The organism is Rhizobium sp. AN6A (assembly GCF_900215635.1).
Lineage (GTDB): Bacteria > Pseudomonadota > Alphaproteobacteria > Rhizobiales > Rhizobiaceae > Agrobacterium > Agrobacterium tumefaciens.
The window spans coordinates 321,177-333,885 of sequence record NZ_OCNC01000003.1 but is presented as its reverse complement, the minus strand read 5'-3'; the positions used below and the strand labels follow the sequence as shown (position 1 = coordinate 333,885).

Sequence of the window (12,709 nt, the reverse complement as noted above, 5' to 3'; positions counted from 1 at the left end):
CGCGTCAGGACTTTGCAGTCCTCTGGCCGCCGATCGGCTTTACCGCCCCAGATGGCGCTCGCCGCGCTTCTTTGCCAGTTCGATCTGCTGCTGCCGGTCGCGGAACCGCTGGCGGTCTTCTTCTGTCCGGTCGTCGTAACAGCTCGGGCAGGACACACCTTCCTCGAACAACGGGGATTGGCGCACCTCTGATGTGATCGGGTTGCGGCAGGCGTGGCAGAGCTTGTGATCGCCTTCGGCAAGACCGTGGACGACGGAGACGCGCTCGTCGAACACGAAGCAGGCGCCTTCCCACAGGCTCTCTTCTTCCGGCACCTCTTCCAGATATTTCAGGATGCCGCCCTTGAGGTGATAGACCTCATCGAACCCCTGTTCCTTCATGAAGGCGGTCGCCTTTTCGCAGCGGATGCCGCCGGTACAATACATGGCGATCTTCGGCTTGTTGTGCAGGCCGGGATTGTTCTTTACCCAGTCGGGAAACTCGCGGAAGGTCTTGGTCTTTGGGTCCACCGCGCCCTTGAAGAGACCGATCGCGGTCTCGTAGTCGTTGCGGGTGTCGATGACGATGGTGTCCGGGTCGGAGATCAGCGAGTTCCAGTCGCGCGGATCGACATAGGTGCCGACGATGCGGTTGGGATCGATATCCGGCACGCCCATGGTGACGATCTCTTTCTTGAGCTTCACCTTCATGCGCACGAAGGGCATGTTCGATGCCCGGCTTTCCTTGTGTTCCAGCGCCGTAAATTCCGGCTGTGCACGCAGGAAGGCAAGTATGGTGCGTACACCCGCATCCGGCCCGGCAATGGTGCCATTGATACCTTCCGCCGCCAGAAGCAGCGTGCCCTTGACGCCGTTTTCCCGGCAAAGCTGAAACAGCTCGTCGCGCAGGCTTTCAAACCGCGGCAGGCGGGCGAAATGATAAAGCGCAGCCACGAGAAAATCGCCAGTGGGGTGAGGGGCGGCTTCCGGGCGGGGGAGAATGGTGGTGTCGGTCATGGGCGCTGAAATACAGCGGCGGCGGTCGCAAATCAATATTTATCCGCCGCTGCCGGTATTTTGAAAATCGTCAAATTCTCAGTCTCTTCGGGCTTTCCGGTCTACTTCGCCGCCTGCCGCCATAAAAGGCCGACGATGCGGCTTTCGGTTCTGGCGGATTCGGAGAAGACTTCGTTTGCCAGCTCAAGGCCATCTCCGCGCAGCGCCTGCTGCCTCTGAATGATTGCATCGAGAAGCAGAGCCAGTCGCTCGCCATTGCCGAAACGCTCCGGTTCCCGGTCGGCAAAGGCTGAAAGGACCGAGAGATCGTGCTCGTGTCCGAGGATATCCACCAGCCGCTTGGTGTCGGACCGCTTGGCGCGCATCGCCGATGGCCAGAGGCGGCGCAGAAGGCCGAGATGCATCCAGTAGGCCTGGCCCGCCTTGCGCAATTCGTGGAAATGTTCGACGTCGGCCTGCTCATGGCAGTCGGCAAGTGCTTTACGCGCCCTCTTCCTCTGCTTCGCCCAGCCAGTCTTCACCAGCCTTGTCACATCTTTAAGCTCGTCCGGCAGCGACACTGCCTTCAGCCTCTTGCGTGCTTCCTCGCAGCCGGCGATGGCGGCCGCAATGGCGTCGTCGAGACCTGCCTCGTGTTCGATGGCGTGGTCGCGGCGCTTGCGCAGGACTGTCGTGATCGATCGCAGCGCCTTTCCTTGCGTCGTGGAGGTCGCGAAAGTCTCGAGATACTCCACCGTCTCCACCAGCGCCGTTGCTTCGCGCGCAAAAGCAAGCGAGCGGGCGATATCGCGAAAGCGGGCGTTTTCCTCTTTGCTGAAATCGGGTGCTGCCCTGGCGACGAGGCGGTAGAGCGCGCGCAGCCGCTTGAACCGCTTGCGGGCATCGTGCACGGCCTCATGGCGCCCGGAAGGCTGGTCGCGAAGGCTGGTTATCGCCTCTTCGATCAGTTCCAGTCCCGCGCGGCGGATTTCATCGTCGAAAGGTTTGTTCGGGTCAATCCTGAAGGGCATCCGCCAAGTCTCCGTGGGGACAGTTCATGGCGAGCGACTGGTTGGAGAAGCGACGGTCGCCCGTTACCTCCTTGCCAAGCCAGGAGGGCAGATCGGGGTTGGCGTTCTCGTCGTCCATCTCTACCTCCGCCACGATCAGCCCCTTGTATTTACCCTCGAAAACATCGACTTCCCAGGTGAATCCACCGTGATCAACCGTGTGGCGCATCTTCTCGATCACCACGCCGGGGGCGCTGGCCATCAATTCTTCCGCGTCATTCAGTGGAATGGAATATTCATATTCATCGCGGACGAGCGAACTCGCGCCGATCTTGATGGTCAGTGTCGCGTCAAGCCTGTTGACGATCCTGACCCGGACCGAACGATTTTCCAGCGAGGCGACATATGCCTGCCGGAAAGCCATGCTATGCGTCACTTCATTACGCCATTCATCGCCTGCAACCAGAAACTTCCGCTCGATTTCCTTGGCCATGCTGTCTCCGTAAACCGGTGCGCCAGATTATCGCATGAAGACGTCATAAAGAAGCGAATAGATTGAAGTATCTGGATAAAAATGGTCTTGCCATGCCTCGACATCAAGGCCGGGGCAGGCTAATCGATAAACCGGATTTCAATCGTTTCAATCGCGCAAGGGAGGCTTATCTTGGCCCAGGACTCCGAAAAACTGCTCTCCATCCTTAAGCTGCAGCCGGTCGTGCCGGTGCTGATCGTGGATGATGCCGCTTCCGCCGTGCCGCTCGCGCGCGCGCTGGTCGCAGGTGGCCTGAAGGCAATCGAGATCACCATGCGCACGCCGGCGGCACTCGATGCCATCCGTGCGGTTGCGGCGGAAGTGGAGGGCGCCCATGTCGGCGCCGGCACCATTCTCAACGCCAAAGATTTCGAGGCGGCCGCCGAAGCCGGTTCCACCTTCATCGTCAGCCCCGGCATCAACAAAAGCGTGCTGGAAGCTGCGCGCGCCTCCAAGGTGCCGCTGCTTCCGGGGGCCGCCACGGCAAGCGAAGTCATGACTCTGCGCGACGAAGGCTACAAGGTGCTGAAGTTCTTCCCGGCGGAACAGGCCGGTGGCGCGCCATACCTCAAGGCACTGTCCTCGCCGCTCGCCGGTACGGTGTTCTGCCCGACCGGCAGCGTCTCGCTGAAGAATGCCAATGACTATCTTTCCCTGCCGAACGTCGTCTGTGTCGGCGGCTCCTGGGTTGCTCCGCGCGAGCTGGTGGCAACGGCTGACTGGGCCGGCATCACCAGGCTCGCCGCCGAAGCCGCAGCACTGCGCGGCTGATCTGCCGCTTCTTCAAACCCGTTCACGAAGGCGTGAGCGGGTTTGTCATTTGTATTCGTGCCATGGCTCCCTATCTTCCCGTGTAGACTTTACCCTCACAGGAGATTTTGATGTTCGACGCCAAGAAGCTTCTTGAACAATTCCTCGGCTCACAGGTGCCGGGCCTTTCGGGAAGCGTCCGTGACAGAGCCGGGCAGGCCGCCGATATCGCCAAGAACAATCCGATGAAGGCCGGTGCGCTCGCCGCCGCCATTCTGGGCACCAAGACCGGCCGCAAGCTCGCCGGCAATGTCGCCACCATCGGCGGCGTCGCGGCCATCGCCGGTCTCGGTTATCTTGCCTACAAGAATTACAAATCCGGGCAGGCGCCTGAAGCAGCACCAAAACCCGAGCCGGAGCTTCTCGCCCCGCCCGCCGATTCCGCCTTCCATCCGCAATCTCCAGCCCTTTCCAACGATTTTGCGCTGAAACTCATCCAGGCGATGATTGCCGCTGCCAAGGCAGACGGCCATATCGACGAAAACGAGCGCGCCAACATCATGGATAAGGTGCAGGTGTCCGGCCTCGACACGGAAGCCGAGCGGTTCCTCGAAAAGGAACTGGCCGATCCGCTGGATATCGACGCGCTGGTGGCTGCTGCCCGCACAGAGGAGCAGAAGGTGGAAATCTACACCGCCTCGCGTCTTGCCATAGAGGCCGATACGCGGGCTGAGCGCGGTTATCTCGATCTGCTTGCCGGGCGGTTGGGGTTGCCCGATGCGCTGGTCGATCATATCGAGTCGACGGTGGTGGCGGCGAAGGTTTGAGGTAGGCGGTTAGCTGTTTAGCCTCGGCGGGCGTGGTTACCCCCCCCCTCTGCCCTGCCGGGCATCTCCCCCACAAGGAGGGAGATCAGCCAGAAGGCAACGCCCGCTCACTTAAAACGTTGGAGACGGCCGAGAGGCCGCCGCGTGTCGATCTCCCCCCCCTTGTGGGGGAGATGCCCGGCAGGGCAGAGGGGGGTGAGCCACACCCGCCAAGGGTAGTAAGCACACCCACCCTAGACCACCGCAACGCCCCCACATCCACTGTTGTCATCCAGCCCCGCTTGGCCTAATCCTTCTCCCAGACAATGGGGAAGAGAATGCGCGATCTGAGTGATTTTAAGGGATGTCCGGCGCCGCAGCCGGTGACGCTGAAGGGCCGTTATGTGACGGCGGAACCGTTTGATCGCGACAGGCATCTTGCAAGGCTCTGGACTGCGCTTGGTGGTGAGGGGGTCAATGCGCTTCTCAAATATTTCCCGCAAAGCGGCTTTGCCGACGCTGCAGCCTTTGGTGACTGGCTTGTCAACGCGGGTGAGAAACTCAACTGGGTGACATTGGTTTTCGTTGAAAATGCCACCGGTGACGTCGTTGGCATGGCAAGCTACATGCGGCCCGATCCCGCCAATGGCGTGGTCGAGGTCGGTTCCGTTGCCCATGGCGCCAGGATGAAGCGCTCGCCCCTTTCGACCGAAGCGCATTATCTGATGGCGAAACACGTTTTCGAAGATCTGGGTTACCGCCGCTACGAGTGGAAATGCCACAATCAAAACGAACCCTCCAAGATCACCGCGAAGCGTTACGGCTTCACCTTCGAGGGAGTGTTCCGCCAGCACATGATCTCCAAGGGTGCGAACCGCGATACGGCGTGGTTTTCAATGATCGACGGCGAATGGCCGTTGATCGGCAAGGCGTTTGAAATCTGGCTTTCGCCGGAGAATTTTACGGCCGATGGCGCGCAGAAGCGCAAGCTTGAGGATATCCGCGCGGAGCTCGCCCATGGCCACGCCTGAAAAGAAGCCTGGCTCTGGCCGTAAAGACTGGTCGCCGGGCCTTGCCGCCGCTGGCATCATCCTCGGTTTTGGGCTGGTGTTTTACGTGATGCCGAAAATCATGCTGTGGCTGGGGGATTATTCGCCCTTTCTTGCCGCGGCGTTTGGCTCGGTGGTGGTGCTGTGCTTTTTCCTGCTGTTCTGGCTGCGCGCCCGCTACCAGCGCCGCCGCGACAGTTAGAACTGAAGCGACGCGCCAAGCAGCATAAGGCCCATCAAAAGCACGAACAGCGCACCGGCAATCTCGATCGCGTGGCTGATGCCCGCTGCCCTGCGGCTTCCGGGGCCGGCGAAGCGCACGGCAAGCCCCTTGGCCGAGACGGCCATGATGGCAAGCAGCGATACGGTGATGGCGGTACCCAGCGACATGGCAAGCACGGAAAGCACGCCGCCGAGAAAAATCCCGTTCAAGAGCGCAAAGCTCATGACGATGATGGCGCCGGAGCATGGCCGCAGGCCAACAGCGATGATGGCCGACCATGCTTCGTGCAGGCTGAAATTCTTGCCTTTGAGAAGCAGCGGATCGGGCGCGTGCGATTTTCCGCAGGAGACGCAAAGATCACCTGTGCCGCTATGGGCGTGGTCCGCGAAAACCGGCTTGCCCTGAAACCTGAGGCCCGTGCCCATGCCCGTGGTTCTGACCGCTGTTGCTTCCCCCGCAACGGCGAAGGCGGCAACCGGTACGCGCCGGATGCGCAGCGACCAGAGCTTGCGCAGCAGAAGCCAGGCGCCGAACAGCGCCACCATGGCAAAGCTGGCGATCTCCATTGCCTGCGTGGCTTTCGTCATGGTGATGGAGGTGCCGCGCAGCACGAGCCAGGCTGCGACAACGAGGCCAATGGCCATTGCGCCCTGAATGAGTGCTGAAATGAAGGAAATGAGAATGCCGCGTTTCAGCTGCGTTTCATTGGCGATCATATAGGAAGAGATGACAGCCTTGCCGTGGCCAGGACCGGCGGCATGAAAGACCCCGTATGCAAAGGAGAGGCCAACCAGCGATGCCATCGCCCAATTGTCTTCGCGCATGGCTTTCAGGGCACCGGTCAGCGCCCGGTAGAACATCTGCTGGTGCACGTTGATCCATTGCATCAGCGGCGCGAACGGCCCGCCAAGGGCAAAGGACGGCTCGGCCGAACCTATGCCGAGCGGCGATTGCGCGTGGGCAGCACCTGCCACAGCCAGAACGCAGATCGCGGCGATGGTCAGGTGTCCGCAAAGGCGCCCGTTTCGGCTCAGCATGTCACCTCCAGCCGGGTGGCGAAGAGCTTGGTCATGTCGGTGCCGGTCGGGTCGTTGAAGAAGGCGTCGGTGAGCGAACTCTGGTTTTGTGAGATCACCTCGTCCGGGTCGGGGCGCACGACATGGTGCTTGCAGGCGGCGAGATCCTTGCCGACGGTCGCCAGATCACCGTCTTTTGCAAAATCGATCGCCGTATACATGGTCGGGTCCCACGCGCCGAAGCTGAGCTTGCCCTTGATGGAAAGCGGCGTGTTTGGCTTGACGGAAAAGAACATCAGGATCTGCTTGTCCTTGTAGTCCACGTGAATGGTGTCGGGCTTTGCGAAATCCACCTGTTTTCCGTTGGCGGTGATGAAGGTGTAGTAGGAAAATTCGCCAAGCGATTCACGCACGGTGTTGCCGATTTCGGCCAGCTCGTTCTTGTCCAGCTTCAGGTCGCCGTTCTTGTCGTAATCCATCACCACGCTTGCCGAAAACATCTCGTCGAAACGCCAGATGTTGCGCACCTCTTCGATGGTACCGTTCGGCCCCTCGACGATTTCCATGCGCGCTTCGGCGAATATATGCGGATGTGCCGCGGCAGCAACGGGAATGGAGGTCAGGCCAGCCGCAAGGAGCAAAAATCGTCTGTTCATTATCCGGTCTGTCCTGCCTTCGAATCTCGGAGCTGGATTCTAGCAGAAATTGGGACCGAATTTCGACTTGATATGCGCTTTGGTGATGTGGCTGCCTTATGTTTCAGAAGGTGCCGGTGAAACGCGAGGTCACGCTGGAGCCGCTATAGGACAGGTCGGTGTCGCGCTCGCCATGCAGAAGGCGGTTGAATTCCACCTCCAGCTTGCTGTTCTTGCCGGTATCGAAGGACAGTGTGGCCACAAGCCTTCGTTCGCTGGTGTCATAATTGTAATAGATCCAGTCCTTGTGGACACGCAGCAGCGCCAGGTCCAGCCCCACCTTGTCGGTGAGCTTGCTTTTAACCACGAACTGCCAGCGGCGGTGGAACTCGGCAATGGGATCATCAGGGTCGAAAAGCGCATAGTCCTGGGAGAAGCCAGCACCGAAGGCGATGCGGTCGGTAGCCTTCACCTCGGCTTCGGCCCTGAGATAGGGCCGGGTGCGCTTCACCTTGTCGCTGATATCGTCGCCGGAAATGGTCGTCAGGCCCCCTTCGGCCAGAACGGCGAAGCGTTCGGAGAACTTGTAACCGTAGGCAAGTGATCCCCGCAACGTGCTGGCCGGAAAACGCTCGTATTTCTCCTGCTGGCTTTCCGGCACGGCAATGCGGTCATAAGCAATTGTCAGTCCGGCCTCGCCGCCGGCCAGGGGGCGCACATGTTCGGCCTTGAGCGACAAGAGCGCTTCATTGGCCTCCAGGCGGGTGGGTACGAAATAGGCCGGACGAAAACGCGCCTTGCCTTTCATCAGGCTGGCAAAACCCGCCGTCAGCGTGTTCTTTCCGCCAAGAGCAAGGATGCCGAGCTGTGTCGATGCCTCCAGCTTGTGGTCCAGTCGCCGGTAACCGATGTCTTCTGCCGGCAGATGCAGGAAGATATCGCCGGCATCGCTGCGTGTGCCACGCAGTTCCACGGCCCATTCCAGCCGCTCCGACAGACGCCTGGTCAGCCCCAGGCTGGCAATGGTGTTGTGTTCATTGGCAAAACGGTAACGGGGGAGGCGAACCTCCTCATGCTCGAGCGAATAACGCAGTTCCGTGCCATCAAGCACGAACTTTCCGTTAAGCCCGAAGCCGGCGCGCAGCGAAATCGCCTTCAGCCGGTTGGTATCGCCGAAATAATTGGTGTCGTAGCCGATGCCGGTTTTATAGGTGATATTGTGTTCATCGGCGTTTTCCCCCGCCTGCGCACCGCAGGTGCAGGCAAGCCCAAGAACAAGCGCGATGTATCCCCCCAGCCGCATTTGCATCTCCGGTCTCTAATTAAGCAATATCTTATAGTTGGATGGTTAATAAAGTTTCAGGGGCGATATATTGTCGAGGCCGGAAGTCATGGTGTATCCCACGGAAATTCCAGAAGAATAGACCGGCGCCAATCGCGTAAAACTTGATTAAAATCACCAGTATTAAAGTTAATTGTTTATTGTAATATTAGGATTTGCTTGAATTAGAATCCTCTAAATATACAGTTCGACTACGCCATGGGGCGTGATCAAACATAAGAGGAGAGAGAAATGATTGCCAAATTTGCTTGCATAGCCGCTGTTCTTACTGTCGCTTCCGTTGGTCAGGCCAATGCCGGTGGTCTGCTGGGCGGCATCCTGTCCGGAAACAGCAACAAGGGCGGCGCACTCGTCGTCGTGTCGCCAAGCATCGATCTGGGTGTCAGCGGAATCCTGTCCAATAACGGGATTCTGAACGGCAACAAGACCGGTATCCTGAATGGCCTTCTCAACGGCAACAAGACTTCCGTCGATGTCATCGACAACAAGAACGATGGCGGCAAAAAGCGTCGCCACTAATGGTGCAGATCGAAAATCGACAGGGATTTTCGGCGTAAACGATGTGCGCAGGATATAAGCCGCAAGCAGTCCTCCAGCTACGTGTGTATGACACACGGTGCTTCCGGAAATAACAAACGGCGCATCGCATGACTGCAAGGGGGCCTTCGGGCTCCCTTTTTTTGTTTGTGGCCGCCAATGACTGCACACACAAAACTGTGGGATGGCCACTACTCATGATGGTTTTTGTGACGCGATGGCTGCCGTCATATGTCGGAGCGCACGGTTCGGCATCATCCGCGTGAGTTCTGATTTATATTTGATAAATTTGGCAATATTAACGGGAATACGTTCTGCAAGGGCCTTTTTGTCGGTGCCGTTTACGCGATTTTAACCACGATGTTCTTCAATCTAGGGGTGCGTCAACCCCGTCATTACGCTGCGTTTCTGGTCGCGAAAACTCGCATCACGCAGGTGCCGGGATGGTATTTTCAAGGAGCTATCGCATGTTGAAACAATCTCTTCTCGCCCTCGGCCTGCTCGGCATTCTTTCTGGCGCATCCGTTGCCGCCGACGCCGTCGGCGATATTCCAGCGGCACCGGTCGTCAACGATGTTGCGCCTGCCTTTTCCTGGGACGGTGTTTATGTCGGTGCCTCCGCCGGTTATGGCTGGAACCGCGTGAAGTCGACCACTTTCGGTGTCACCACGAAGCATGAATTTGACGGCGGCCGTTTTTCCGGTTTCGCTGGTTATAACGCTGAAGTGGCCCCCTCCGTCATTCTGGGTGTCGAGGGCGATCTCGGTTATGCCTGGGGCGACAAGACCATCGTCACCAGCGAGGTTTCCGCAGGCCTGAACGGCTCCGCGCGTCTGCGCGCCGGTTATGCGATCGACCGGGCGCTGATCTACACCGCTGCCGGCTACACCGCGACGGACAGCGAAGTGAAGGCGCCCTTCGGTGAGGACAGCAAGGTGCTGCACGGCTGGACGGTCGGCGCGGGCGTAGACTATGCCTTCACCAACAACCTGTTTGGACGCGTCGAATATCGTTACAACGACTTCGGCAAGGCAACCTACCATACCGGTCCGATCACTTCGACCGGCGATGTCAGCGAACATGTCGTCAAGGTTGGCCTTGGCGTGAAGTTCTGACGGTTTTTCCGTCTTCGACAAGGGGCGGCGCAAGCGCTGCGACGCCCTGGTGCTCAGGGAACCAGGGGTGGCGTGCTTCGTGAGGAACGAAAACACACATCGCCTTCCGCTCGGGCTTGAACAGCATACCCTTTTGGTGTGATGGTGGCCTCAATCCACTTCCCGCTGCCGATCTTCAGTCGATTCCCCCATGCTACAGAAAAACACCTCGCCGGGCGTTTTTGATCGTCAGGCCTATATGATCGCCGTGCTGGTCTTTATCGCCGGCGGCACCAATGCGGCTGTTGTGCCGTTTATCGGTTTTTACATCATACAGGTCCTTGGTCACCCGCCGGCCACGCTTGGTCTCTACAGCGTGACGGCAATGGTTGCTTCGATCATCGCCAGCCGCACTTATGGCGAACGTGTTGATGCTGGTGTGCGGGTGCGGCCATTGCTACTGCTATCTGTGTTTGGTGCTTTTATTGCAGCGGCGGCGGCGACCTCCGGGCACCTGGCATTGCTCGTGGCGGTGACGGCAACGGGAATGGGGCTTTCCAACGCCGCCAGTACCCTGATTTTCAGTTATGGTCGCTACTATGGCCGGGTAAAAGCACTGGATGCACCTGCCTATAACGCCTTTCTGCGGACAATGGTGTCGCTGGCATGGATGCTGCTTCCGGCCGCCGCCTATCTGATCCTCGATCTTGCCGGTGCGCAGGCCGTGTTCATGAATGCCATGCTGATGGCGGCCATTTGGGGCGGGCTTGCCCTTGCCTTCGTGCCGCGCGGCCAGACATGCCCGATGGAACGACGGGAAGAGGGCGACAACGATAAGCGGCGCAACCTGCCGCTGTTGATGGCGGCGGCGGCCAGCTTCTGCATGTCTTTCGCCCACGCCCTGTGCGCCTCGGCCCTGCCGGTATTTCTGGTGCGCGAGGTGGGCCTGCCGGATTACGTGCCGGGCCTGTCGCTCAGCGTCAAATGCGCGATGGAGGTTCTGCTGATCCTGCTTGCGCCAAGGATCATGCGCCGGGTCAGCGCCCGCATCCTTCTTTGCATCTCTGCGGTGATGGCAATCGTCGCCTTCAACGTCATAGCCTCGGTCCAGACCCTTCCGGCCATGTTGTTCGGAGCAGCACTTGAAGGGGCCTATTACGGGCTTTGCGCCGGCACGTGCCTCACCTTCGTGCAGGGCTTTGCGCGCGGCCGAACGGCGCGGGCGACCGCGCTCTACATGAATTCCATCTTCCTTGCCGGGTTGTTTGCCGTGCCGCTTATGGGGTTTGTATCGCAATATGCAAGCTTCGGTACGTCGATCAGACTTGCTTCGGTTGGTGCAGGGGCAGCCCTGCTGCTGCTGTTCCTGACGCGGCGTCAGGTGAGCGAATAGGGAGACAACGCCGAGGTTTTCTGGCGCTGACACCCACCAGCCCTCATGCCTGTGCTTGTCACAGGAATCCAGCCGATACGCGTCTGCGTGGCGAGAGAGCCCCTTCAGCCCAAGTACTTGGGCTGACTGAATTCCCGTGACAAGCACAGGCATGAGGGTAGTGGGAGATCGGCCAGCGCATTGTGCGCCCCATTGCTGCCCTTACGCTGAAATATCGACGATGCCGCAGTCGCCTGCCTCGGAGGCAAATGCGAGCAGTTTGCCGGTGGCGCTCCAGTCCATGCCGGTAATGGCGCCCTTGCCGGGGCGGCGAAGCAGGGCTTCCTTGCCGTCCGCAAGCCGCACGCCAAGGATCATGCCGTCAATGAAGCCGATGGCCAGCACATCTTCCAGCGGGTGAAAGGCGACATTGGTAGCCATGATGTTGGCGCGGCTGCCGAGTTCTTCGGGTGCCTTGCCCATCGGGCCGTCCTTGCCGGAAAACGGCCAGACGATCGCGGCCGGGGCACCTGATGAGGCGAGCCACTTGCCCTTTGCCGACCACGAAACGGATTTCACCTTGGCGGGATAACCCGTCATGCGCATATGGCGGGCTTCCATGCCGCCTTTTGTCGCTTCCATCTTCCAGCCATGCAGGGCGTTTTCCTGCATGGTGGTGACGAGGAACTTACCGTCAGGCGAGAAGGTGACGCCGGTATGGGCACCTTTCCATTCCAGATCGACCGGATCGCCTGCACTCGCCACCCAATGCAGCGTCACGCCGTTATAGCGTGCAACAGCAATGCGCAGGCCCTTGGGCGCGAAGGCTATTGCCTCCACCGTGCGCTCTTCCTTGAACTCCTTGACCGTGCCGTCCGACAGGCGCACGAAGCTGGACTTGCCGACGCCATAAGCGACCGCCTTCTGCGGACCGCCGGCAACAACGCCCACCCATTTACGCGGCACATTGGCCAGCTCGCTGAGGCTGCCATCGTGACCAATGCGCAGCACGCGCCCGTCCTCGCCGCCCGACAGCAGCGTGGCGCTGTAGGGATCGCGGATGCAGGTCAGCAGACCCTCATGCGCCTCAGTGACCTTCTCGCCGCCATCCAGCCGGTGAATGGTGCCGGCGGCGGTGGCAAACAGCGGAATGTCGCCGAGAAAATGGGTCGAGACCACGTGGCCTTCGATATCAAGCGGGGCAACAGTCGGCATGGGGCATCGGTCTTTCGTCTATGTGTTTGTCATTGATGGATTTCGGTCGCAGACCAGGTCGGGAAGACCCGTTGGTGCGGTTTCAACCCGTGGCGTCAGGTGGATCATAGGGGGCAGGCCCGTGAATGATCCGACCATCCATATGCTGGCCGC

At 59.7% G+C, this 12,709-nt stretch carries 14 protein-coding genes; 7 read left to right on the top strand and 7 right to left on the bottom strand.

Annotated features, from left to right (window positions below; all coding sequences use genetic code 11):
• Positions 1 to 39: 39 nt before the first annotated feature.
• From CRO62_RS05450 to CRO62_RS05440, 3 genes are all read right to left on the bottom strand, one after another.
• Positions 40 to 996, bottom strand: coding sequence for a rhodanese-related sulfurtransferase (locus CRO62_RS05450; RefSeq protein ID WP_097099498.1), 957 nt, complete (start codon positions 994 to 996; stop codon positions 40 to 42).
• 101 nt (positions 997 to 1,097) lie between these two features.
• The gene (locus CRO62_RS05445) at positions 1,098 to 2,006 is read right to left on the bottom strand and encodes a CHAD domain-containing protein (protein WP_097099497.1); all 909 of its coding nucleotides are present in this window, start codon (positions 2,004 to 2,006) and stop codon (positions 1,098 to 1,100) included.
• A complete protein-coding gene (locus CRO62_RS05440; protein WP_097099496.1) occupies positions 1,990 to 2,478 on the bottom strand; it encodes a CYTH domain-containing protein in 489 nt (162 codons plus the stop codon). The genes CRO62_RS05445 and CRO62_RS05440 overlap by 17 nt, the downstream gene beginning before the upstream one ends.
• A 171-nt stretch (positions 2,479 to 2,649) precedes the next feature.
• Here CRO62_RS05440 and CRO62_RS05435 point away from each other — a divergent pair, with 171 nt between their 5' ends.
• The 4 genes from CRO62_RS05435 (at position 2,650) to CRO62_RS05420 (ending at position 5,324) form a co-directional block, all read left to right on the top strand.
• Complete coding sequence (locus CRO62_RS05435; RefSeq protein WP_097099495.1) at positions 2,650 to 3,288, top strand: 2-dehydro-3-deoxy-phosphogluconate aldolase; 639 nt, start codon at positions 2,650 to 2,652, stop codon at positions 3,286 to 3,288.
• Between the two features lie 110 nt (positions 3,289 to 3,398).
• Complete coding sequence (locus CRO62_RS05430; RefSeq protein ID WP_097099494.1) at positions 3,399 to 4,094, top strand: tellurite resistance TerB family protein; 696 nt, start codon at positions 3,399 to 3,401, stop codon at positions 4,092 to 4,094.
• A 317-nt stretch (positions 4,095 to 4,411) separates the two neighbouring features.
• A complete protein-coding gene (locus tag CRO62_RS05425) occupies positions 4,412 to 5,104 on the top strand; it encodes a GNAT family N-acetyltransferase (RefSeq protein ID WP_097099493.1) in 693 nt (230 codons plus the stop codon).
• Positions 5,091 to 5,324, top strand: coding sequence for a hypothetical protein (locus CRO62_RS05420; protein ID WP_097099492.1), 234 nt, complete (start codon positions 5,091 to 5,093; stop codon positions 5,322 to 5,324). The genes CRO62_RS05425 and CRO62_RS05420 overlap by 14 nt, the downstream gene beginning before the upstream one ends.
• Here the strand turns inward: CRO62_RS05420 and CRO62_RS05415 are convergent.
• The 3 genes from CRO62_RS05415 to CRO62_RS05405 form a co-directional block, all read right to left on the bottom strand.
• Positions 5,321 to 6,382 (bottom strand): nickel/cobalt transporter, encoded by a 1,062-nt coding sequence (locus CRO62_RS05415; protein WP_097099491.1) that lies wholly within the window; start codon positions 6,380 to 6,382, stop codon positions 5,321 to 5,323. The two genes, CRO62_RS05420 and CRO62_RS05415, sit on opposite strands and share 4 nt — an antisense overlap.
• Entirely contained in the window at positions 6,376 to 7,017 is a 642-nt protein-coding gene (locus CRO62_RS05410) for a DUF1007 family protein (RefSeq protein ID WP_097099490.1), read from the bottom strand. Before CRO62_RS05410 ends, CRO62_RS05415 begins: the two co-directional genes overlap by 7 nt.
• 103 nt (positions 7,018 to 7,120) lie before the next feature.
• A complete protein-coding gene (locus CRO62_RS05405; RefSeq protein WP_097099489.1) occupies positions 7,121 to 8,299 on the bottom strand; it encodes a hypothetical protein in 1,179 nt (392 codons plus the stop codon).
• 270 nt (positions 8,300 to 8,569) lie between these two features.
• Here CRO62_RS05405 and CRO62_RS05400 point away from each other — a divergent pair, with 270 nt between their 5' ends.
• The 3 genes from CRO62_RS05400 to CRO62_RS05390 all read left to right on the top strand — a co-directional run bounded on the left by CRO62_RS05400 (position 8,570) and on the right by CRO62_RS05390 (position 11,362).
• Positions 8,570 to 8,857, top strand: coding sequence for a hypothetical protein (locus CRO62_RS05400; protein WP_004430950.1), 288 nt, complete (start codon positions 8,570 to 8,572; stop codon positions 8,855 to 8,857).
• 485 nt (positions 8,858 to 9,342) lie between these two features.
• Positions 9,343 to 9,990 carry an outer membrane protein gene (locus tag CRO62_RS05395; protein WP_097099488.1) on the top strand — a complete coding sequence of 216 codons (648 nt, stop codon included), beginning with the start codon at positions 9,343 to 9,345 and terminating at the stop codon, positions 9,988 to 9,990.
• Positions 9,991 to 10,180: 190 nt separating this feature from the next.
• A complete protein-coding gene (locus tag CRO62_RS05390; protein WP_097099487.1) occupies positions 10,181 to 11,362 on the top strand; it encodes an MFS transporter in 1,182 nt (393 codons plus the stop codon).
• A gap of 201 nt (positions 11,363 to 11,563) precedes the next feature.
• Here the strand turns inward: CRO62_RS05390 and CRO62_RS05380 are convergent, their stop codons facing one another.
• A complete protein-coding gene (locus CRO62_RS05380) occupies positions 11,564 to 12,556 on the bottom strand; it encodes a WD40 repeat domain-containing protein (protein ID WP_038495032.1) in 993 nt (330 codons plus the stop codon).
• Between the last annotated feature and the right edge of the window lie 153 nt (positions 12,557 to 12,709).

Excerpts from the sequence above, each read along its gene's own strand:
- CRO62_RS05450 (WP_097099498.1), bottom strand. The coding sequence starts at position 996 with ATGACCGACACCACCATTCTCCCCCGCCCGGAAGCCGCCCCTCACCCC.
- CRO62_RS05445 (WP_097099497.1), bottom strand. The coding sequence starts at position 2,006 with ATGCCCTTCAGGATTGACCCGAACAAACCTTTCGACGATGAAATCCGC.
- CRO62_RS05440 (WP_097099496.1), bottom strand. The coding sequence starts at position 2,478 with ATGGCCAAGGAAATCGAGCGGAAGTTTCTGGTTGCAGGCGATGAATGG.
- CRO62_RS05430 (WP_097099494.1), top strand. The coding sequence starts at position 3,399 with ATGTTCGACGCCAAGAAGCTTCTTGAACAATTCCTCGGCTCACAGGTG.
- CRO62_RS05425 (WP_097099493.1), top strand. The coding sequence starts at position 4,412 with ATGCGCGATCTGAGTGATTTTAAGGGATGTCCGGCGCCGCAGCCGGTG.
- CRO62_RS05420 (WP_097099492.1), top strand. The coding sequence starts at position 5,091 with ATGGCCACGCCTGAAAAGAAGCCTGGCTCTGGCCGTAAAGACTGGTCG.
- CRO62_RS05415 (WP_097099491.1), bottom strand. The coding sequence starts at position 6,382 with ATGCTGAGCCGAAACGGGCGCCTTTGCGGACACCTGACCATCGCCGCG.
- CRO62_RS05410 (WP_097099490.1), bottom strand. The coding sequence starts at position 7,017 with ATGAACAGACGATTTTTGCTCCTTGCGGCTGGCCTGACCTCCATTCCC.
- CRO62_RS05405 (WP_097099489.1), bottom strand. The coding sequence starts at position 8,299 with ATGCGGCTGGGGGGATACATCGCGCTTGTTCTTGGGCTTGCCTGCACC.
- CRO62_RS05400 (WP_004430950.1), top strand. The coding sequence starts at position 8,570 with ATGATTGCCAAATTTGCTTGCATAGCCGCTGTTCTTACTGTCGCTTCC.
- CRO62_RS05395 (WP_097099488.1), top strand. The coding sequence starts at position 9,343 with ATGTTGAAACAATCTCTTCTCGCCCTCGGCCTGCTCGGCATTCTTTCT.
- CRO62_RS05390 (WP_097099487.1), top strand. The coding sequence starts at position 10,181 with ATGCTACAGAAAAACACCTCGCCGGGCGTTTTTGATCGTCAGGCCTAT.
- CRO62_RS05380 (WP_038495032.1), bottom strand. The coding sequence starts at position 12,556 with ATGCCGACTGTTGCCCCGCTTGATATCGAAGGCCACGTGGTCTCGACC.